Annotated in this window: 22 protein-coding genes and 1 pseudogene; 22 read left to right on the top strand and 1 reads right to left on the bottom strand. The window is 61.2% G+C overall.

The features are described 5' to 3' along the window. The first annotated feature begins 1 nt into the window (after position 1). From ABVN19_RS14115 to ABVN19_RS14025, 19 genes are all read left to right on the top strand, one after another. Entirely contained in the window at positions 2 to 553 is a 552-nt protein-coding gene (locus ABVN19_RS14115) for a hypothetical protein (RefSeq protein ID WP_105641504.1), read from the top strand. Further along, positions 531 to 1,049: a hypothetical protein gene (locus ABVN19_RS14110; protein ID WP_105641503.1), complete on the top strand. Its 519-nt coding sequence runs from the start codon at positions 531 to 533 to the stop codon at positions 1,047 to 1,049. The genes ABVN19_RS14115 and ABVN19_RS14110 overlap by 23 nt, the downstream gene beginning before the upstream one ends. A gap of 2 nt (positions 1,050 to 1,051) precedes the next feature. Beyond that, positions 1,052 to 2,542, top strand: a complete 1,491-nt coding sequence (locus tag ABVN19_RS14105) for a terminase (protein ID WP_105641502.1) — start codon at positions 1,052 to 1,054, stop codon at positions 2,540 to 2,542. Then, positions 2,542 to 3,993 carry a DUF4055 domain-containing protein gene (locus ABVN19_RS14100; protein WP_105641501.1) on the top strand — a complete coding sequence of 484 codons (1,452 nt, stop codon included), beginning with the start codon at positions 2,542 to 2,544 and terminating at the stop codon, positions 3,991 to 3,993. Before ABVN19_RS14105 ends, ABVN19_RS14100 begins: the two co-directional genes overlap by 1 nt. Beyond that, complete coding sequence (locus ABVN19_RS14095) at positions 3,920 to 5,014, top strand: minor capsid protein (protein WP_105641500.1); 1,095 nt, start codon at positions 3,920 to 3,922, stop codon at positions 5,012 to 5,014. The genes ABVN19_RS14100 and ABVN19_RS14095 overlap by 74 nt, the downstream gene beginning before the upstream one ends. 112 nt (positions 5,015 to 5,126) lie before the next feature. Next, entirely contained in the window at positions 5,127 to 5,900 is a 774-nt protein-coding gene (locus tag ABVN19_RS14090; protein WP_105641499.1) for a hypothetical protein, read from the top strand. 3 nt (positions 5,901 to 5,903) lie between these two features. Continuing rightward, entirely contained in the window at positions 5,904 to 6,881 is a 978-nt protein-coding gene (locus ABVN19_RS14085) for a phage coat protein (protein WP_105641498.1), read from the top strand. Positions 6,882 to 6,928: 47 nt separating this feature from the next. Further along, the gene (locus ABVN19_RS14080) at positions 6,929 to 7,366 is read left to right on the top strand and encodes a HeH/LEM domain-containing protein (protein WP_105641497.1); all 438 of its coding nucleotides are present in this window, start codon (positions 6,929 to 6,931) and stop codon (positions 7,364 to 7,366) included. Between the two features lie 3 nt (positions 7,367 to 7,369). Next, the gene (locus tag ABVN19_RS14075; RefSeq protein WP_105641496.1) at positions 7,370 to 7,747 is read left to right on the top strand and encodes a hypothetical protein; all 378 of its coding nucleotides are present in this window, start codon (positions 7,370 to 7,372) and stop codon (positions 7,745 to 7,747) included. A 2-nt stretch (positions 7,748 to 7,749) separates the two neighbouring features. Further along, positions 7,750 to 8,142 (top strand): hypothetical protein, encoded by a 393-nt coding sequence (locus ABVN19_RS14070; protein ID WP_105641495.1) that lies wholly within the window; start codon positions 7,750 to 7,752, stop codon positions 8,140 to 8,142. A 2-nt stretch (positions 8,143 to 8,144) separates the two neighbouring features. Continuing rightward, complete coding sequence (locus ABVN19_RS14065) at positions 8,145 to 8,819, top strand: hypothetical protein (RefSeq protein WP_105641494.1); 675 nt, start codon at positions 8,145 to 8,147, stop codon at positions 8,817 to 8,819. Beyond that, positions 8,816 to 9,244, top strand: coding sequence for a phage tail terminator-like protein (locus ABVN19_RS14060; protein WP_105641493.1), 429 nt, complete (start codon positions 8,816 to 8,818; stop codon positions 9,242 to 9,244). The genes ABVN19_RS14065 and ABVN19_RS14060 overlap by 4 nt, the downstream gene beginning before the upstream one ends. A gap of 39 nt (positions 9,245 to 9,283) precedes the next feature. Continuing rightward, entirely contained in the window at positions 9,284 to 9,937 is a 654-nt protein-coding gene (locus ABVN19_RS14055; RefSeq protein WP_105641492.1) for a phage tail protein, read from the top strand. 9 nt (positions 9,938 to 9,946) lie between these two features. Continuing rightward, positions 9,947 to 10,330, top strand: a complete 384-nt coding sequence (locus tag ABVN19_RS14050) for a phage tail assembly chaperone (RefSeq protein ID WP_105641491.1) — start codon at positions 9,947 to 9,949, stop codon at positions 10,328 to 10,330. 53 nt (positions 10,331 to 10,383) lie between these two features. Continuing rightward, the gene (locus ABVN19_RS14045) at positions 10,384 to 10,644 is read left to right on the top strand and encodes a DUF1799 domain-containing protein (protein WP_105641490.1); all 261 of its coding nucleotides are present in this window, start codon (positions 10,384 to 10,386) and stop codon (positions 10,642 to 10,644) included. 3 nt (positions 10,645 to 10,647) lie between these two features. Next, positions 10,648 to 13,560, top strand: a complete 2,913-nt coding sequence (locus ABVN19_RS14040) for a phage tail tape measure protein (RefSeq protein WP_105641489.1) — start codon at positions 10,648 to 10,650, stop codon at positions 13,558 to 13,560. Continuing rightward, positions 13,560 to 13,898 carry a phage tail protein gene (locus ABVN19_RS14035; RefSeq protein WP_105641488.1) on the top strand — a complete coding sequence of 113 codons (339 nt, stop codon included), beginning with the start codon at positions 13,560 to 13,562 and terminating at the stop codon, positions 13,896 to 13,898. The genes ABVN19_RS14040 and ABVN19_RS14035 overlap by 1 nt, the downstream gene beginning before the upstream one ends. Before the next feature lie 9 nt (positions 13,899 to 13,907). Then, positions 13,908 to 14,660, top strand: coding sequence for a phage minor tail protein L (locus tag ABVN19_RS14030; protein WP_105641487.1), 753 nt, complete (start codon positions 13,908 to 13,910; stop codon positions 14,658 to 14,660). A 2-nt stretch (positions 14,661 to 14,662) separates the two neighbouring features. Further along, entirely contained in the window at positions 14,663 to 15,418 is a 756-nt protein-coding gene (locus ABVN19_RS14025) for a C40 family peptidase (protein WP_105641486.1), read from the top strand. A 187-nt stretch (positions 15,419 to 15,605) separates the two neighbouring features. On the opposite strand, the gene ABVN19_RS14020 is transcribed toward ABVN19_RS14025, so the two are convergent. Continuing rightward, complete coding sequence (locus ABVN19_RS14020) at positions 15,606 to 16,103, bottom strand: retropepsin-like aspartic protease (protein ID WP_105641485.1); 498 nt, start codon at positions 16,101 to 16,103, stop codon at positions 15,606 to 15,608. Positions 16,104 to 16,725: 622 nt separating this feature from the next. On the opposite strand from ABVN19_RS14020, the gene ABVN19_RS14015 reads away from it, so the two are divergent. From ABVN19_RS14015 to ABVN19_RS14005, 3 genes and pseudogenes are all read left to right on the top strand, one after another. Next, on the top strand, positions 16,726 to 16,905 hold the full coding sequence (locus ABVN19_RS14015; protein ID WP_136475539.1) for a hypothetical protein: 180 nt from the start codon (positions 16,726 to 16,728) through the stop codon (positions 16,903 to 16,905). Positions 16,906 to 17,395: 490 nt separating this feature from the next. Continuing rightward, on the top strand, positions 17,396 to 17,992 hold the full coding sequence (locus ABVN19_RS14010) for a tail assembly protein (RefSeq protein ID WP_105641483.1): 597 nt from the start codon (positions 17,396 to 17,398) through the stop codon (positions 17,990 to 17,992). Positions 17,993 to 18,048: 56 nt separating this feature from the next. Beyond that, positions 18,049 to 20,505, top strand: a pseudogene (locus tag ABVN19_RS14005) (phage tail protein); the annotation flags it as partial. Positions 20,506 to 21,014: the final 509 nt, after the last annotated feature.

Here is a 21,014-nt window from a genome sequence, read left to right as displayed (position 1 = left end):
CATGACAGCAAAGCAACCCGACTGGGAGGCGATCTACAGCCGTTTTGCCGAAGCCGGCATTCCTGGGGTCGTGTACCACCACCTCAATAGAGATGGCGAGGCGTTCCTGTCGGGCGTCTTTCGCAGTCTCCTCGCGGCCAGCAATGCGCATCTGAAGATTTTCGATGGGCGGGTGCCGGAGATCATCGAGGCGATTCCTGAGTTCAATGTTCCGCGCGGGCGTATCGACTACCTGCTGATCCATATCGATGGCTCCATAACGGTGTGCGAGCTTAAGGACGGAGCAAAGGGCAGGCAGCATGTATTGTCTGGGCTTGGGCAGTGCATCGCTTACGCGGTGCAGGTCGGTATGGCTCGAGCTGGCATTCCACTTATTCGCAAGGCTCTGGTGTTCTCCTCTTGGGGGAGGGCAGACGAGGAGCTTCTAGTAATCGACGCGTGTCGATCCGCAGGCGTTATCGCGGTGCCCATGGGCTCTGAGGAGGCGCACCGAGATTCGGCCATGCGCTTCATTGAAGGGTACATCGGCAATGGCGGCGAGAAAGTCCATTGACTGGGAGGCAGTAGAGGCATCGTATCGCGCAGGTTCGCCGTCAGTTCGAGCGCTGGCGGATGCGCACGGCCTCACAGAGGGTGCGATACGCAAGCGCGCCGTAAAGGAAGGCTGGGCAAGGGATCTAACCGAAAAGGTCAGAATCGCCACCAAAGAGAAGTTGGTACGCACTCAAGTACGCACCGAAAGTACGCAGCGTACCGATGCGGAAATTATCGATGATGAGTCTGAGCAGCGCGCTGGCCTGGTATTGGCGCACAGGACTGGCCTGGCTCAGTGGCGCTCAATCGCAGACAAGCTATCTGTCGCCCTGGCAGAGATGGACGTGAACGAAGATAACCTGGGCGACTTCTCGCGGGCACTGAATGCCGGCGTCGATGCCCAGCTGAAGGTTATCAAGGGAGAGCGTCAGGCGTATGGCCTGGATAGCGAAGAGGGCAACAAGGCCGTCGACGAACTGGCCGGCCTAATGGATGAACTATCGAAGGAAGCCTGACCATGAAGCCCGAGCACATGAAACTGCTCCGGGACCGGTTCTGGCGGCTGAACAACCTGTACTTCATCACCGATAAGCAGGGGAAGAAGGTCCGCTTCCGCATGACGCAGGAGCAGATCGATTACTTCCAGAGGATGCACACCCGCAACATCATCCTCAAGGCCAGGCAGCTGGGCTTCACCACGCTCGTCTGCATCGTCCAGTTGGACGCCGCGCTGTTCGAGGCCGCCAAGTGCGCCCTGATCGCCCACACCCTGAACGACGCCAAGCGCCTGTTTCGCGAGAAGGTTAAGTATGCGTATGACCACCTTCCCAAGGAGATACGCGCTGCTAACCCTGCTCGCAACGATGCTGCTGGTGAGCTTGTGTTCAGCAAAGGCGGATCGCTCTACGTGTCCACATCCTTTCGGGGCGGGACTTTACGGTATCTGCACGTATCCGAGTTTGGGAAGATCTGTGCCAAGTTTCCCCACAAGGCACGAGAGATCGTCACCGGCGCCTTTGAGGCTGTCGCCGCAGAGTGTTTCGTCACGATCGAGTCGACGGCGGAGGGGCGAGCGGGCTACTTCTTCGATTACTCGCAGAGCGCAGAGAAGCAGCAGCTTGCCGGCGTGCCCCTGGGCTTGCTGGACTGGAAGTTCTTCTTCTTCAGCTGGTGGCGGAACCCGCTGTACTGGCTGGACCCGACCGATGTCGTCATACCGGACCGGCTGACAAAGTATTTCGATGAGCTGAGCGCCAAGTACGGCATCGTCACCAACCCAGGCCAGCGCGCCTGGTACAGCGCTAAGGAAAAGACCCTCGGCGACGACATGAAACGGGAGTACCCGTCGATCCCTGTCGAGGCATTCCAGCAGACGATCGAGGGAGCCTATTACGCCAAGCAGTTCACCAAGCTCTACGCCGCCCAGCGCATCGGCAAGCTGCCTGATAACAGCCACCTGCCCGTGCACACGTTCTGGGACATCGGTGTGGGCGACTCCACGGCCATCTGGTTCGTCCGGATCGTCGGCGAGGAATACCACGTCATCGACTTCTACCAGAACAGCGGCGAGGGCCTGCGGCACTACATGAAGGTGCTGAAGGATCGCGGATACACCTACGGCGAGCACTGGGGCCCACACGACATCGATAACCGCGAGTTTGGTAGCGACGGCAAGACCCGGCGCGAACTCGCGCGCGAGGGCTACGAGATCGACGGTGAGAAGTACCGCATGACCTTCCAAGTGGTGCCCAAGCTCGGCGTTGATGAAGGCATCGAGCAGGCGCGCGAGATCCTGCCCAACTGCGCCTTCGACGAGGCCAAGTGCGGTGAGGGGATCACGGCTCTGGAAAGCTACCGCAAGGAGTGGGACGACAAGCGTGGGTGCTGGAAGGACAAACCGCTTCACGACTGGTCCTCGCACCCGGCTGACGGGTTCCGCTATTTCGCCGTTGCCATGGCGCGACGTAAACGCACAGGCGGTGTCCGCCGCATCGGAGGTTTGGCGTAATGCCTGTTCAATCCACCAACCCAGACTACGACGCTCACATTGAAGAGTGGCGGATGATGGACGACGCCCTAGAAGGCGAGGGCGCTATCAAGCGCAGCCCGCGCAACCTGCCCAAGCCGAGCGGCATGACCGAGGCTGAGAAGCTGGACGGCGCGGGCAATGCCTACCTTTACCGGAACTACACCGACCGGGCCCAGTACGAACACTGGGTTCGAGATTCGCTGCGCTCGATGATGGGCCTGGTCTCCCGGCTGATCCCTGAGGTGAAGCTACCCTCGGGACTGAAGGGCTTGGAGGACAACGCCACGGCTGATGGCTTCGGCCTGACCCAGCTGTTCCTCCGGATCGTGCGCCAGGCCATTTCGCATGGCCGGGTACCGCTGGTGGTCAACATCGACGACACGGGGCAGCCGTACTTCGCCACGTACGCGGTCCGCAACGCCATCAACTGGGACACTGCCGACCAAGGTGGCCGTCAGGACCTGGTGTTGTCCGTGTTCCGCGAGTTCAGGCGCAAGGAGCAGGATCGCTACAGCCACGAATGCGAGACAGTCTTCCGCGAGTTCTACATGGACGGCGCGGTCTGCCGCACCGGCGTGCGAAACGAGGCCGGCGAGCTGATCGAGGACGACCGCCCTCTGGGCACTGTCGACGGCAGCAACAACCTGGTGCGTGGTCTGGACTACATCCCGGTCATCTACTGCGGCTCCACTGACAACTCGCCGGACGTCGACGAGATCCCGCTACTGACCATGGCCCGGGCAGCCTTGAAGTCCTACCAGCTCAGCGCCGACTACTTCACCGCGCTACACCAGACCAGCCATCCTCAACCGTGGGTGTCCGGCCTGGACGAAAGCGTGGAGCTCAGCGTAACCGGGCCGTCTGCTGCTTGGGACCTCGGCCCGAATGGCCAATGCGGCTACTTGGAGTTTCAGGGCGCCGGCATCCAGGCCGTCCGCACGGCAATGGAAGACCAGAAGAGCGCGGCCCTTGAAGCTGGCGCCAAGGTCATGGACGTCTCCGGCACTGAGTCCGGCGAGGCCCGCAAGACCCGTCAGAACGACCAGCACGCCACGCTGCACAGTATTGTCATCACCGCTGCTGCCGGCATCGAGCAAGCCCTGCGCTATGCCGCAGAGTGGACCGGCTACAACCCGGACGAGGTCGTCTTCACAGTTAAACCGGAGTTCGTCATTCCTGAGGTCGATGCCCAGGTGCTGGCCGAACTGCAGAAGAGTGTGATGGCCGGGACCATCAGTGCCGAAACCTACTGGCAGTACCTAACCACCGGCAAGCTGCCGGAGCGCCCCTACGACGAAGAGGCCGAGCTGATCAGCGACGAGCGCGAGTCGGTCGGCATCAACCTGGATAAAGACGATGGCGACGAAACCGGAGCAGACAGCGGACGAGAAGCTGCTGGAGCAGGTAAGCCGCCACTCGGTTCTGCTTGAGCGGCTCAAGGCGGGCGAGGTCAAGAAGTTTGAAACCTATCTGCGCCGGATCGATACCCATGTTCGCGATCAACTTACCCGCAAGGAACTGACGAACTACAGCCGCAGCAGGCTCGAGGAGTTCCTGGGGCGGGTGGGCGGCAAGCTGCTGGAGATCTACAAGGCCTTCAGCGACCGGATGCAGTCCGACCTGGTGGACATCGCCCTGTATGAGGCAGCCTTTGAAGGTCGCAGCCTTGCGAAGGCGCTCCTGATCGACGCGGTCATGCCGGCGGACTCCCTGATCCGAGCTGCGATCAACACGCAACCATTGCAGGTGGCCGGCGTGGATGGCGGCAAGCTGCTCAAGCCTTTCCTCAATGGCTGGACGCGCACCGAGGCGGATAGGGTCACCAACGCCATCCGGATGGGTGTCGTGCAGGGCCAGACCAATGCCGAGATCACCCAAGCCGTGCGCGGCACTGCGGCGCAGAACTTCACCGATGGCGTGCTGGCGGTCACGAACCGGAGCGCTCGGGCAGTCGTTCAGACCGCAGTCCAGCATGTGGCCACCACCGCGCGCATGGAAACACTCAAGGCGAACTCCGCGGTCGTGCCCGGGTATCGGATCGTCGCCACCCTGGACCGGAAGACCAGCGTGCAGTGTCGGAGTCTGGATGGTCGGGAGTACGAGATGGGCAAAGGGCCAATTCCCCCGTTTCACATCCACTGCCGAACCACCATCACGCCGATCACCAGGTTGTCGGCGCTGTTCGGGCAAGGCGCTACGCGGGCAGCCGTTGGTGCGGATGGAGGAGGGCAGGTATCGGCAAGCCTCAGCTACTACCAGTGGCTCCAAACGCAGCCTGCGGCCTTCCAAGACGCGGCACTGGGACCGGTGCGCGGCAAGCTGTTCCGCGATGGCGGCCTTACGGCGGAGCGCTTTGCTGCGCTGCAGTTGGACAAGAACTTTAAGCCGCTGACGCTTGACCAGCTCAAGGAGCTGGAGCCGTTGGCGTTTGAGCGGGCCGGCATCAGCTAGCTCGCGCCACAAAACGAAGGGCCACGGTTTCGTGGCGCGATCAACGGCCTCGCAGTTGCGGGGCTTTTTCATGCCCGCCAGGCGGGCCAATCAATCCCAAGGGGATAGCCACATGCCTTTTGACTTCGACCCGGCCGCCCACGGCCTCACCCTCGACGAAAGCCAAACCGCCGCGCTGAAGGCAGCGCTGGGGGGTGAGGTGCAGAAGTTTCTGGACGGCGAGGTCTCGGGCCTCAAGTCCAAGAACCGGGAGTTGATCGACTCCAACAAGACCATCAAAACCGAGCTGGACGGCCTGAAGGGCAAGTTTGAAGGCCTGGACATCGAAGCGGTCAAGGGTCTGCTGGCCAAGGCCGGTCAGGATGAAGAGACCAAGCTGATCGCCGAGGGCAAGCTGGATGAGGTCATCAACCGCCGCACCGAGCGTCTGCGTACCGACCTGGACAAGCAGGTTAAGGCCGCCAACGAGCGTGCTGACAAGGCCGAAGCCTTCGCTGCCAAGTACAGCGACAAGGTGCTGGCCGACTCCATCCGCGCCGCTGCCATCAAGGCCGGCGCGCTGCCTGAGGCTGCCGAGGACATCATCCTGCGCGCCCGCGGCACCTTCAAACTGAGCGAAGACGGCGAACCAATCGCCACTGACCGTGCCGGCGAAGTCGTGTATGGGAAGGACGGCAAGACCCCGCTGTCTCCCCTCGAATGGGCGGAATCGCTGCGCGAGACCGCTACCCACCTGTGGCCAAGGGCTCAGGGTGCCGGGCAGACCGGCGACAACGGTGGCAAGGCCACGAAGAAGTGGGGTGAGTACACCGAGGCAGAGCGCGCTGCGATCGCCCGGGACAACCCTGAAGCTTACAAAAAACTCCAAGCCACCCGAGGAACTTAAACCATGGCATCTACCCAACTGTCGGACATCTTCGTTTCCGACTACTACGGCACCCTGGAGCCGGTGAACTCCCCCGAGAAGACCGCCGTCTTCGAGTCGGGCATTGTGACTCGCTCGGCGACTCTCGACGACATCGCCAAGAACGGCCAGGGCACTTCCGAAATCAGCTACTGGCAGGACCTGGACGCCGACGAGGCGCCGAACATTTCCAACGACAACCCCGATGACTTGGGCGAGGTCGGCAAGGCTGAGCAGGGCAGCATGCGCGCCCGTACCCTGTACCTCAACAAGGGTTACGGCGTCGCAGACCTGACTGCTGAACTGGCGAACTCTGAGCCTCAACAGCACATTCGCAACCGCTTCGGCACCTACTGGACCCGCCAGTGGCAACGTTACCTGCTGGGCTCTGCGCGCGGTGTGATCGCTTCTAACATTGCCAACAACGGTGGCGATATGGTGAAGGATTCCGGTGCGTCGATCAGCGCAAACGCCTTCCAGGACGCTGCCTTCACCGCTGGTGACGCTGCTGACATGTTCGCCGCCATCGGCGTGCACTCCGTGGTCATGAACCAGATGGTCAAGCAGGACATGATCGAGTACCTGCGCGACTCCCAGGGCAAGATCATCCTGGCCACCTATCTGGGCAAACCAGTGTTCATGGATGACAGCCTGACCTACGCGCCAGGCCAGTTTCTGTCCGTCTTCTTCGGCCAGGGTGCATTCGGCTACGGCGAGGGCTCGCCAACTGTGCCGGTCGAGCTGGAGCGCAAGCCCGGCGGCGGTAACGGTGGTGGTGCGGAGGTCCTGTGGGAGCGCAAGACTTTCATCCTGCAGCCAGCCGGATTCAGCTGGAAGGGCAGCGAGAACTTGAACCTCAGTCCCTCTGCTGTCCAATACGCCAGTGCCGCCAACTGGCAGCGCGTGTTCGACCGCAAGCAGGTCCCGTTTGCCGCGGTAATCAGCGGCACTGCCACCCCTTGACCCCATGATGCGGGGCGCCGACCTGGTGCCCTGCGCAGGAGCTCACCATGAAAGTCATCTACACCAACTCCCCGGGCAGCGAGCGCGGCACCTGCTATCGCCGCCTGGATCAGTTCTTTGGCGTCATCGACGGCGCCACCTCGGTGTCTGTGCAGGGCGATGCCCCTCATATCGGCGAGGCGTACCACCGCCAGGGAATCAGCGTCAGCGAGATCGAGGAAGGCCTGCGCCTGGACGGCCCGACCCTTGCCCAGTGGTTGGAGCAGGGCTACAAGGCTTCAGCATACCCGCCGGATGGCTACGCCTCCCTCAGTAGCCAAGCGGAGATCGACAAAGCGATGGAAGTGGAGGGCGACGGCGACGATGAGACCGACCCGCACAAGATGAAGGTCCCGCAGTTGAAGGAATGGCTGACCGCCAAGGGCATCGCTTTTGACGCCTCGGCGAACAAGCCGGACCTGCAGGCCCTGATCCCGAAGGAATAAGCCATGACCGACTTCATCACCGTCGCTGACGTCGACCAGAAGCTCGGGCCGGGTTGGGCGGGTTCCGGTGATGCAGCCCTTTCTGTGGCTATGGCCAACGCCTGGCTCACGGCCAGGATCAAACGAACGGTTCCCAGCCCGGCGCCGGACGCGATCCTGACCGCCGGTGCGCAGGTGGCCAAGTTGGCTGCCGAGAACAAGCTCTACAAGGACACTGGCAAAGAGGTGCTCAGCAAGACCGTGTCAGCTCAGGCAGGCACCTCGACCAGCAAGACCTACGCCGAGGGTTCAGTCGAGCTGTCCGCGGCTGAGAACTTCGCATTGGACTTGATAACACCCTGGGTGCGTCGTTCCGGGACCGTCATGCTCAAGAGGACATAAACATGGGCATGCGCGAAGAGATTCAGGCCGACCTGGCGGAAGCATTCGATGATCCTGACGGTCTGGCCGACGCAGTGAAACCGGTAGTCGGTAGCCGCACCATTAAGGGCGGTTATGACCCAGAGATCGGCGGCACAGCGCCTGCCACGATCATTCGCTACACCGGCCGAGGCGTGTTCGGCAGCTACTTGGCCAAGGAAATTGATGGATCACGCATCCAGACTGAGGACGTGAAGCTGCTGGTGCTGCAGAACGAGCTGTTCGTAGAGGAAAGCGGTGTGGCCACTGAAACGTCGGCCGCCCCCAAGATCGGCGACCAGGTCAGTGGCTACCGTGCGCTTAACGTTTCGGAGGATCCGGCCAAGGCCACCTGGACAGTACAGCTGAGGAAATGAACATGCCGCGCGGTTCACACATGACGCAGCGATACGGCGAGCTGCAGGGCGGATTCGCTGACAGCATTCGGGCTTTCGCAGAGCAGGCTGAGCAGGCGCTTGATGCCACGTTTCGCGAGATCGTTATTGAGATTGGTAGCAGTGTCATCCGCATGTCGCCAGTGGGCGATCCCGAGATCTGGAAGGCCAACGTAGCTCATCGAGCAGCCAACACTCGGGCTGCTGACAGCTACGACTTCAAGGTCGCGGTACGTAACACGCTGATCAGCTTGAACCAGGACAACTTCACCAAAGCCGGCAGGCTGCGCAAGGGCGTCAAGTACGCCAAGCCGCTGACCAAGGCAGAGCGCGATCAGAACTTCGCTGTGAACGGTCTTGTGGCGGGCCAGGGGTATGTCGGCGGGCGCTTTCGTGGCAACTGGCAATTCTCCATCGATGCTCCGGCAACTGGCGAGCTGGATCGGATCGACCGATCTGGTAATGAGACCATCGCAGAGCTGAAGGCGCAGGTCGCGGCGCTTACGATCGGCCAGACCGCCTACATCGTGAACAATCTGCCGTATGCGATCCCGCTCGAGTACGGCCATTCCACCCAGGCACCGCACGGAATGGTGCGGGTGACCCTGGCAAACTTCCGACGCATCGTCGACGAAGCTATCAGGGAAAACCAGGTATGAGTCACGCACGAGCCCGGCAGTCGATTGAGACCAAGTTGGCTGCCTGGGCTGTCGCGCGCCCGATCCGGGTTGCGCACATGGAGGAGGACTTCGAGGCCGCTCCGGGCGAAACCTACCTTCGGACCTTCCTACTGCCGGCCAGCACCACCACCCGCTACTTGGCTGCAGAGGCCTATGAGTACCGGGGCATCTACCAGATCAGCATCGTCTGCCCGGCGGGCCAGGCTTTGGCTACTGCTGAGGCCCTGGTCGACGAACTGAGCACGCTGTTCCGCGTCGACACCGAACTCAGCCGCAGCGGCTTCGAAGGCTTGATCGTCGAGCCGCTGGAGCAGGGGCCCACCATCACCGAGCCGGCGACCTACACAGTCCCGGCCAGCTTCACTTACCAGGGTGTCGCAGACCAACCGCCCGCTGGGGCATAACCAACCGCCGCCCGGCGGGCATCAATGAGGAAACACACCATGGCCGCACGCATCCCGCTGCCCAACGGCTCTGTTGTCGAGATCGCTTCTGTTCTCGGCACCGCTGTACCTTTCACCTCCCTGACCAACGCCAAGCCGCCGGTGGCCGCTTCCGTCGGGCACGGCATCGACGCTGGCGATATCCTGCTGATCAACTCCGGCTGGGCGCTGATTAACGACCGCGCCGTCAAGGCGTCCGGTGTTACCGCCGACGCCTTCTCGCTGGCCGGCCTCGATACCACCAACGAGGAGCGCTTCACCGCAGGTGCTGGCGCCGGGACTGTCGTACCGGTTTCGGACTGGACTCAGATCTCCAAGGTCACCGCCTTCACTGTATCCGGAGGTGAACAGCAGTTCCTCACCGTTGGTTACCTGGAGAATGACGACGACCTCCAGTTCCCCACCAACCGCAATCCGATCAGCGTTTCGATCGCCGTCGAAGATCAGCCTGAGGCAGGGTATGTCAGCGTGGTTGAGGGGTATGACGACTCTAAGGAGCTTGCGGTGGTTCGCCTGAAATTGCCGGGCAATCGTCAGATCCTGATGCCCGGCTACGTGAGCATCACCAGCACCCCGACCATGGATCGCAACCAGCTGATGACTCGCACCATCAGCATCGGCCTGTCCGGTCGCCCGACCCGCTACAACGCCTAAGGGGGCTCCATGGCGAAGATTAAGATCGCGCATAACCCAACGTTCGGAGCTGCGGTACAGCTTCCGCGTGTTGGCTCCGTCCCAGTCGAGGTTGGTTTTGAGTTTCGTTACTTGGACCGCATCGCGCTGTCCGAGATGTTCGACCGCTGGAACAAGGCGCGCGATGCCTGGGCGGAAAAAGCGAAGGAGGAGGGTGTCAGCTGGAAGGACGCCACCGCCGCCGAGATCGAACTTCAGGCTGAGCAATTGAAGGACATCGTGGTCGGCTGGGATCTCGACGACGAGTTCAGCGACGACTCCATCCTCGACCTGGTGAGAACCTGCACTGGTGCGCCAAAAGCTGTCATCGATGCGTTCCAGAACGCATACAGTCCGGCCCGCCTGGGAAACTGAAGAACGCTGCTAGGGCCGTCTACGAGCAGGGGGCCTCCGAAGGACAACTGGCGATGCTCGGTCTGAGCCGCGCCGACCTTCCCGAGGAAGAGGTAGAGGTCTGGGCGGACGCCTGGCCAGCATTTCGCCTGTTCGAGGCAATGTCCACTCAGTGGCGGACGGGCATGGGCGGCCCCTCAGGCCTGGACTACTCAATCATCCCGGCCGTCGCCTCGATGCTCGGTATCAAGCGCCGCGACCTTCCCGATATTTTTCCCGACCTCCGTGTACTGGAGGCCGAGGCCTTGGCCGTCATGGCTGAATCAGTGGAGTAGATCATGACCACCATTGCCGAACTGGGCATCCGGGTTGATTCCGGCGATGCCGCGCACGCCGCGACTGACCTGGACAAGCTGGTTGAGGCTGGTGGTCGCGCCGAAAAGGCTGCTGCTGGTGTCGAGCAGAGTGCGAAAAAGGCTGGCCAGGCCCTTCGCGGGCAGGCTGATGACCTTGGTCAGCTGCTCGGCGAGATCGACCCGACGGTTAAAGCACTGGGCCGCCTGGATGAGCTGGAAAACCGCCTGGCCAAGCAGAAGAAGTTCCTCGATCCCGAGATCTTCAGCGAGTACCAGGGCAAGATCCAGCAGTCCCGAGAGGCGCTGACTCGCTTCGATGACTCGCTGACTCGAACTGGTAACACCGCGAAGCAGAACGCCGCGGCTCTCCGTGGGGTGCCGGCCCAGTTCACCGACATCTTCGTCTCGCTGCAGGGCGGTCAGGCGCCGCTGACTGTGCTGCTGCAGCAGGGTGGCCAGCTCAAGGATATGTTCGGCGGCATCGGGCCGGCCGCTCAGGCGCTCGGCGGCTACGTGCTCGGCCTGGTCAACCCGTTCACCGTCGCAGCAGCTGCGGCCGGTGCGCTGGCCCTTGCCTACTACAAGGGCAGCAAAGAGGCGGGTGAGTACAACGAGGCGATCATCTTCACCGGTAACGCCGCAGGCACCAGCGCTGATCAGCTGGCGACCATGGCTCAGCAGGTCAGTGCCACCATCGGCACTACCGGTGCCGCAGCTGAAGTGCTGGCCAAGCTCGCCGGTAACGGCAAGATCGCCAGCGGCAGCTTCGAAACGATCTCTGAAGCCGCATTGAATATGGAAAAGGCCGCAGGCCGATCCATTGATGCAACTGTTGCCGAGTTCGCCAAGATCGCCAAAGACCCGGCCGCTGCCGCCAAAGAGCTGAACGACCAGTACAACTTCCTGACGGCGTCGGTCTACTCGCAAATCGTGGCCTTGAAGGAGCAGGGCGATACCATCGGCGCGGCCAAGCTGCTGACCGATACCTATGCCGACACCATTAGGACCAGAACCGGCGAAGTCACCGAGAACCTAGGCCTGATCGAAAGCGCCTGGAAAGGGATCAAGAGTGCCGCTGCTGAAGCTCTCGACGCCACACTAAGTGTCGGCCGGGCTCAGACCTTGGAGCAGCAGGCGGAGGTGATTCGTCAGCGGCTGCAGACCAACCAGGGGCGCGGAGGGCGCGCCGCAGCCATGGGGATTGAGACCCGGGACACCGAGAACGACAAGAGGGAGCTTGCTTACCTCGAGATGCAGATTGAGGCAGAGCGGAGTCGTACCAAGTTTGTAGCCGATCGGGTTCGGGTAGAGCGAGATGGTATCGATGCAGCTGCACGCCTCAAACAAATTAGCGATACCAACCTCACCAATGAAGAGAAGCGCAACAAGCTGATCAAAGAGTATCGGCGGGATGTCGAGGCGCTGAGGCAGGCCAACCCGAATGACCCGTTGGTGCAGGCTGATGTTGTCACCAAGACCATCCAGAACATCAAGGACAAGAACAAGGACCCGGCGGTCCGAGCCACAGCGGTAAACATGACTGGCTTCAATGACTCAAAGAACTCGCTCGCGGCGATTCTCGCTGAGTACAAGAACGCTGAGAAGGAGCTGGATGCAGCCCAGAAGGCCGGCATCATCTCCCAGGAGTCTTACGCGGCCCAACGCGCAGCCATCATCGAGCAGCAGAAGGACGAGGTTACCAACGCCTACCAGGCGGAGATTGCGGCGCTCGAAGCTGCCAAGGGCAAGGCCGACACCTCCGCCGCCCAGCGGGTCCAGCTGGACCAGAAGATCGCTGATGCCCGGGCCAGTATGGTCAAGGCGCAGAAAGACGCCGATTCGGAATTGGCGGTGCTGGCCACGAACGAGGAGGGCCGGCTGCGCAAGCAGGCCCAGGCGGTGCAGACCTACACTAGCGCACTGGAGCAGCAGGTGAAGGCGCTGCGTTTACAGGGCCAGCGATCTGCCGAAGGGCTCGGCCTTGGCGACCGGCAGCGCGGCCTGCAGGACCAGCAGAACGGCATTACCGACCGCATCAACCAGCAGAAGCTGGACCTGGCCAACCAGTACGGTGACGGCTCCCGCGGGATGAGCCTCGATGAGTACAACCAGAAGTTGGTGGCGCTCGACAAGACCCAGCGCGACCTGCAGGAAACTGCGATCGCCAACTACAACGATATGACCACTGCCCAGGGCAGCTGGAGCGCCGGCGCTTCGTCGGCCTTCCAGAACTACCTGGAGTCGGCCCGGGACGTCGCTGGCCAGACCAAGAGCCTCTTCACCAACGCCTTCAGCTCAATGGAGGATGCGGTCGTCAACTTCGCTATGACCGGCAAGTTCTCGTTCGCCGACTTCACCAAGTCGATCCTGGCGGACATGGCGCGGATTGCCACCCGGCAGGCTGCCTCAGGGTTGCTGTCGAGCATTGCCGGTAGTGCGCTGGGCGCCTGGTTCAGTGGCGGCAGCGCACCTACCTCTGCAGGCTCGACCCAGGCCGGCTACAGCCCGGAGATCATGGACAACTTTGTCTCTGGTCAACGTGCCGCCGGCGGCCCGGTAGCGGCGAACTCGCTCTACCAGGTCAACGAACTGGGCCCGGAGCTGCTGAATCAGGGAGGGAAGACCTACCTGATGATGGGGGCCGAGGGCGGCACGATCACGCCGCTGGGGACTGGGCCGGTATCCGCTGCGGCAGCCGGAGGCGGGGGAGGATCCGTGATGCACGTAACGATCAACATCGATGGCGACGGCAACACCAGCTCAACCAGCGATACCGCTGGGCTTGAGCAGTTTGCCGCCGTAGTGGGCCCGTTGATCGAGCAGAAGTACAACCAGATGATGGCCAAGGATCTCAGACAGGGCGGCCGTATCAACACTGCACTGAAGGGGCGCTGATGGCTATCGAAACTTTTACCTGGCCTGTGCAAAGCGGCGAACAGGGTGAGGTGACGTTTGCCGTACGCACAAAGAAGTTCGGCGATGGCTACGAGCAATCGGTTGGCGAAAGCCTGAACAACCGCTCGCAGTCCTGGCCCATCACTTACACCGGCACCAAGGAGCGAGTGAAAGCCATGCAGGCCTTCCTCGATCGCCACAAGGGCACCAAAGCCTTTTTGTGGACACCGCCGCTGGGCGAGCTTGGCCTGTACAAGTGCGCCGGTTACCAACCTATCAACCGCGGCGGGCGGATCTACGCCCTGGCTGCAACCTTCACGCAGACATTCCATCCATAAGGCCAACCCATGCCCCTGATCAGAGATATCCAGAAGCTGGAGCCTGGCGATGAGGTCATTCTTTTCGAGATCGACGGCTCCGAGTACGGCGCCGATGTGCTTCGATTCCACGGCCACGCCATTCCACACTCGCCAGAGGAACTGACTGCGGCCGGGGCTGATGCCGATCAGCTGCCGGCCAAGTCGATCTTTTGGCAGGGCAATGAATACGCGGCCTGGCCAGTGCAGATCGAAGGGATTGGTGCGGACAGTAACGGCTCGGCAACTCGGCCAACGCTGTCGGCAGGTAACGTAAATGGTCGCATCACGGCACTGTGCCTGGCTTTCGACGACCTGCTGAAGTTCCAACTGACTGTGCGCGAGACCCTGGCCCAGTACCTGGATGCCGAGAACTTCCCAGACGGCAACCCTGGAGCGGACCCGACCCAGGAGGCGCTCGAGATCTGGTACATCGACCAGAAGACCGGCGAAGACGGCGAGATGGTCGTGTGGGAGCTTTCTTCACCGGGCGAAATCGACGGCTTTGGTCTGCCTGGCCGGCAGATGACCACCTTCTGCCACTGGGCCATGACCAATGGTTATCGGGGCCCTGACTGCAACTACACCGGCGCTGCGATGTTCGACGACGAGGACAACCCCACGGACGACCCTTCGAAGGACCAGTGCAAGGGCTGCCTTAGCTCCTGCAAGTTGCGCTTCGGCGAAACCAACGAGCTCTCCTTCGGCGGCTTTCCGGCCGTATCCCTTATTGCTCGGAGCTGACCATGCGAAAACACATCCTGGCCGCCGTGCAAGCGCACGCCGCGGCTGAGTACCCGCGCGAGTGCTGCGGCTTGGTCGTGGCCGTCGGCCGCAAGCAGGTGTACGTGCCATGCAGCAACACCGCCAGCGACCCGGGCGAGGAATTCCGGATCGCGCCTGATGAATACGCCGCGGCGGAAGACCAGGGCGAGGTGATCGGCATCGTTCACTCCCATCCTGATGCCACCAGCAGGCCGTCCCCGCGCGATCTGGCCATGTGCGAAGCCACGGGTCTGCCCTGGCACATCCTGTCGTGGCCGGAGGGGGATTTGCGCAGTATCACACCCACTGGCCATACGCCGTTGCTGGCGCGGCCGTTCGTACATGGCGCCTGGGATTGCTGGCAGGTCTGCGCTGATTGGTACCGCCGCGAGTGGGGCCTGGAGTTTCCCCCCTATGCGCGAGAGGAGGGGTGGTGGGAGCAGGCCGACGGCCCGAGCCTGTACGAACAGACCTATGAAGCGGCTGGCTTCTACCAGGTTGGTCAGCCCCAGCGCGGCGACATGATCGTCATGGAGGTGGGGCGCACGTCGCACCCGAACCATGCCGGGATCTACCTGGGCGCAGATCCGCAGCTGCCCGGCGAGCTGGTCCAGGTGTTCGGCCAGGGCCCATTCCTGCTGCACCACCTGTACGGCAGGCCATCAGAAATCATCGTGTTCGGCGGGCCTTGGCTCGACCGGACGCGACTTGTGTTGCGTCATCGGGACGCGAAGTGAAGCGGCTGGGCCGCCATGGGGAAGTATGAGCGAGCAGAAGGCGAATGTGGTAGCCGTGAGAAGACTCGAGGCAAGGATCGACCCACGAGCAAAGGTTGTTACGGTGAAGCCTTTGGTGCCCCGTAAACGGGATGACTGTGAAGTCATCCCGTTGAGGCAGAACGGTCCTTGGGATACCAGAGAGCTGCTATTTGTTGGCCTGAGTAGTGAACTCAAACCGGTAGGTGTGTGAGTCGAAGTCCATCACGAGCACGCCATTGCTAAGCAGCTGCATACCGAGAATTGCATCGTACTGGCGACCGTTTTTTCGGAGCGGGACCGAGGTGAACTCCGCAAATTGCCTATAATGCGATGAAGATTCCGGCAGCTCGAAAAGAGCTGGATAGACCGGCTCGATGGTAGTCGCTGCGGCCGAATAGACGGTCATGGTTTTTTCGCTGAGAAACCCATTTTGCTTCGCGAAGTCTTCGTCTATGTAGACCCCCTCAGCTCCCGTGTCGATCAATGCAGTGACTTCCAGAGGGCTTGTACCTGGGACTGCAATGTTCGGGGATGCTGGCAGAGCTGGCAGTATTGATATGCGAATCACAGGAATGATTGGAGCTCGCTCTGCGGTGTCCGAAAGCCGCTCCCCTTCCTGAAGAAAATGGATGGGTGCCCCTTTAGGTGTAATTTTGCTGCTCATTCGACCTCCAAGGTCGCTTAATACCCCGGTCCATGGGCTTTCCGGCAACGGACTGGGGGCGGTTCGTTGGAGGTGCAACGCTACTGTGCCGGAATACTGGCGCGGTACTGGTTTTCCATCCACGCTGGATGGGTGGACAGCCGCTTTTTCAGGCTCGTAAAGCATACTGCGGCGAGGCTTTATCTGTAATGCCGCTGATATAGAAGGTCGGAGCACCGTTGCGCGACTCTCAAAAAATGCCAGCCAACCACTGCCATCAATCCGGTGAGGCTGTACGCCACGATCCCTAAAGCAGTGAATCCAACCTGTTCCGTCGCATGTATGAGGTCAGGTGCTACATTAACTGCCGCAGCGGCGTAATAGGTTCCAACCACAAAGCTTGGACCACCAATGAGCGCAAGCGCCCAGCTGTTGACTTCCGACCAAGGCCGCTTGCTTTCGTTTCGGATCAACCGGACTGCTTTTTTGAGCATCTTGCCCCCTAATCTCAAATCGTCTGAAGGCTAAACGCTACTACGGCGTCGAGCTGGGCGGTTACTGGGTTTCCATCCAGGTTTGAGCGAGGGCTGAGTGATGGTAATTTGATGGCGCCAAAAAATCTCGCCCACTAGGGAGCTGCACGATGAGTTCAGGAAAACAGTGGTTTACAGCTAAATATCGCCATCAGAAGCCTGGCCAACAGAGTTCCACCGCCGGCTCAAAACAGTTTTTTGTTTTCAGCCATCAAGAAGCAATCGACCAGTGCCGGAATGAACTAGAAGCAAAATACCCTGGCTACATCATCACCGTTTCTCGCGGCTGATAGATTGGCTTGAAAGAGCCCAGCCCCGCGCTGGGCTTTTTGCATTTGGATGCCCGGCCAGGTCCGCGCTACAGTCACCCATTTCAAGGGAGGGATCACATGCGAATTTTGATTGGGGCGGTGGTGGTGGCGTTGCTGACGGGGTGTGTGTCCCCGAGTGACTTGAAGGAGAGCGGTCCTAACCTCGAAGCCAAAACTGCAAAGTCCCCACGTGACTATTCAAGGTGCCTCACCCCGAAATGGCAGGACCTCAATTCGAATGTAGCGGCAACTGAGACCGAGAGCGGCTACAGCATCAAGCTCAACATTGACATGGTTGGAACGCCAGCCATGGCGCTTGTAGATGAGGCAGCAGGTGGTGCCACAGTGCGAGTTTACGTTCGCAATGGAACCTGGAATAAGTGGGTGGATGTAGCACGTACCTGTCTGTAGAGATGTCGAGTTTTCGAAGCCGCCTTTGGGGCGGTTTTTTTATGCCCGGAGAAAAAGTATGTCTGCTATTTGCTACGAGCCGATGACCATTGTCAGGTTGTACGGCTTGCTCAGAAAGTTCGGCCGAGAGTTTCGGCTTTCCGTCAAAACCCCGGCCGAGGCGGTCAAGGCGCTCTGCGTCCAGATCCCAGGGTTCGAGAAATTTATTTCCAATGCAAGGTCGCGCGGGCTTGAATTCGCCATTTTCAGAGGGTCAAAGAATCTCCAGGAAAAGGAGTTGGGCTTCAGCGGAACTGGCGAAATTCGAATTGCCCCTGTGATGGTCGGTAGTAAGCGCGGGGGGAGTCTCCAGACAATCATTGGAGCTGTTCTGGTCGCCGCAGCATACGTCGTTTCCTTCACGCCCTTTGCGGCTGCTTCGCCATTCCTCTATCAGGCAGGTGCGGCATTGATGATTGGCGGCGTCATCCAGATGCTCAGCCCCCAAGCTAAAGGCCTGAAGACCAGTGCTGCGCCGGAGAATCAGCCGGGATACGCATTTGGCAGCGCCCGAAACACCACTGCCAGCGGCAATCCCGTACCGCTCTGCCTTGGGCGCCGGCGGTGGGGCGGCGCGATCATCAGCGCCGAGATCCTCGCTGAAGACCAAATGTAAATCGCACAAAGAACACCGACCGCCGCCCGGCGGTTTTTTTATGCCTGGAGGAAAGCATGGGCGCAGCACAGAAACTGGATATCGTCGGCGCCAAGGGCGGCTCGGATAAGCCGAAACAGCCTACTGAGGCGCCGGACAGCCTGCGCTCGGTCGCCGTAGCAAAAATGCTGATCGCCGTGGGAGAGGGGGAGTTCGAGGGCACGCCAACCGCCCGTGACATCTACCTGGACAGTACGCCGCTGGCCGACCCGGCCGGCAACCTGAACTTCCCGAACGTGAAGTGGGAGTGGCGTACCGGGTCGGTGGAGCAAAGCTATATCCAGGGCATCCCATCGGTGGCAAATGAACTCCCCGAGAACGTCGAACTTCGCAGCGAGAATCCGTACATACGTGCTATCGATAAATTAGATCTCGACGCCATCCGGCTTCGCTTCGCCTGGCCAATGCTGCAGTCGATCGACGATGGTGGCAACGTCAACGGCTATCGAATTGAGTATGCCGTGGACTTGGCCACTGACGGCGGCCCCTACCAGCAGGTGCTGTTGGAAGCTGTCGACGGCAAGACCACTAGCACCTACGAGCGCACCCGTCGCATCGATCTGCCACGAGCCACCAGCGGCTGGTTACTGCGTGTTCGCCGGCTGACGCCGAACCAGAACAACAACAAGATTGCCGACACCATGCAAATCGTGGGTCGCACCGAAGTAATCGACGTCAAGATTCGCTACCCAAACACCGCGCTGCTTTACATCGAGTTCTCGGCCGAGCAGTTCCGCAACATTCCGGCGGTCACTGTGGACTGTGACGCCCGCAAATTTCAGGTGCCCAGCAACTATGACCCGCGCACCAGGGTATACACCGGGGTCTGGGATGGCACCTTCAAAGAAGCCTGGACCGACAACCCGGCCTGGCACACCTACGGCGTCACCGTGAACGACCGCTTTGGCCTGGGCCGGCGCATCAAGTCCTGGCAGGTCGATAAGTGGGAGCTGTACCGGATCGCCCAGTACTGCGATCAGTTGGTACCGAACGGAAAGGGCGGCCAGGAGCCGCGCTTCATCTGCAACCTGAACCTGCAGAGCAAGGCCGACGCCTGGAGCCTGCTGCGCGATATCTCGGCAATCTACCGGGGTATGACCTACTGGGCGCAGGGGCAGGTGTATAGCCTAGCCGACATGCCGCGCGACACCGATTTCGACTTTGCCTACACCAGGGCGAACGTCATCGACGGCAAATTCACCTACTCGAGCGCCTCGGAGCGCACGCGCTACAGCCGCGCCTTGATCAGCTACGACAACCCGGCGAACAGCTACGACACTGATGTCACCTCGGTGACCGATCAGAAGCTGCAGCGCCGCTATGGCGATAACGTGCTGGAGATCAGTGCGATCGGCTGCACCCGCGAGTCGGAGGCCCAGCGCCGCGGCAAATGGGCGCTGCTGACGAACTCGAGGGATCGAGGCATCACCTTCAAAGTCGGGCTCGATGGGCGCATCCCGCTGCCGGGCTATGTCATCCCGGTGGCGGATGAGCTGCTGGCAGGCCGGCCAATTGGCGGGCGTATCGCTGCTGTGTCCGGCCGCACCATCGGCTTGGACCGTGACACCCAGGCCAAGGCCGGTGACCGCTTGATCCTCAACCTGCCGGATGGCACCTGCCAGGCGCGCACTGTTCAATCGGTGAGTGGCCGGGGCGTAACGGTCACCGCCGCCTACTCGGTGGAGCCTGAGCCTGAGCTGGTGTGGGCGCTCGACGCTGACGACCTGGCCGTACCGCTGTACCGTGTGACCCGCGTGACCCGCCCAGAGCCTGGTGTGTTCGAGATCAGTGCGGTGCAGTACGACCCAAGCAAGTTCGCCCACATCGACACCGGTGCCCGCCTTGAGGAGCGGCCGATCAGTGTTATCCCAGTCACGGTGGTACCGCCGCCGGCTAGTGTCACCCTGACTTCGAACTCTGCGATCAACCAGGGGATCGCGATCAGCACCATGACCATCACCTGGCCTGCTGTTGCTGGCGCTGTTGCCTACGACGTCGAATGGCGCAAGGACAACGGCAACTGGATCAAGCTGCAACGCACCGGTTCGACCTCTGTCGACGTGACCGGCATTTACGCGGGCGCTTACCTGGCCCGTGTTCGTGCCGTGAGTGCGTTCGATATTTCGTCGATCTGGAAGAGCTCCAATCTGACCCAGTTGACGGGCAAGGTCGGCTTGCCGCCAGCGGTTTCGTTCCTCACCACCGCAGCGTTGGTCTATGGCATCGGGCTCTCTTGGGGCTTTCCTGCTGGCGCCGAGGACACTGAGCGGACGGAGATCTGGTACAGCAAAACCAATTCGCGCAATGACGCTATAAAGTTGGGCGACTTCGCCTACCCGCAGGCCAAGCATGAGCTGCACGGCCTGGCTGCCGGTGTGTCGTTCTTCTTCTGGGCTCGTTTGATCGACCGGACCGGCAACGTTGGGCCTTGGTACCCGGCGGGTGTGGGCGTCAACGGCCAGTCGAGTGCGGACCAGTCCGAATATGAGGAGTACTTCAAGGACAAGATCACCGAGGGTGCGCTTTACCCGGCGCTGCAGGAACGCATCGACTTGATTGATGGTCCGCCATCGCTGCCGGGTTCGGTCAGTCAGCGGGTGGAAGAGGTCAAGGACCAGGTCGAGGAGATCAACGACCAGCTGGGCGAGCAGATCTCCCAGGTTCAGGGCAGCCTGCAGCAACAGATCGACCAGGTGAGCGCAATCGCCAAGTCGGCTGAGTACCAGAAGGAGAAGGCTTATGCCGCTGGCGCTTCTACGCGCCTGAATGATCGTCTGTATCAGGCCAAGATTGCTGTGCCTGCTGACCTGACCGGAGCCAAGGCCCCGCCGAACGCCACCTACTGGCTCGATGTTGGTCAGGTGGTGTCCCAGTCCAACGGCCTGGCTGGCCGCGTCACCACGGTGGAAACCAAGGTCACCGAGCAGGACGGCAAACTCACCGCCCAATCCGAGCGGATCGACGGCGTGCAGTCGAGCCTCAC

The sequence above is a fragment of the Pseudomonas vranovensis genome, from assembly GCF_040438935.1.
In the GTDB taxonomy this organism is placed as follows: domain Bacteria; phylum Pseudomonadota; class Gammaproteobacteria; order Pseudomonadales; family Pseudomonadaceae; genus Aquipseudomonas; species Aquipseudomonas vranovensis.
The sequence above is the reverse complement of the archived record's forward strand: the minus strand, read 5'-3'. Positions and strand labels throughout refer to the sequence as shown.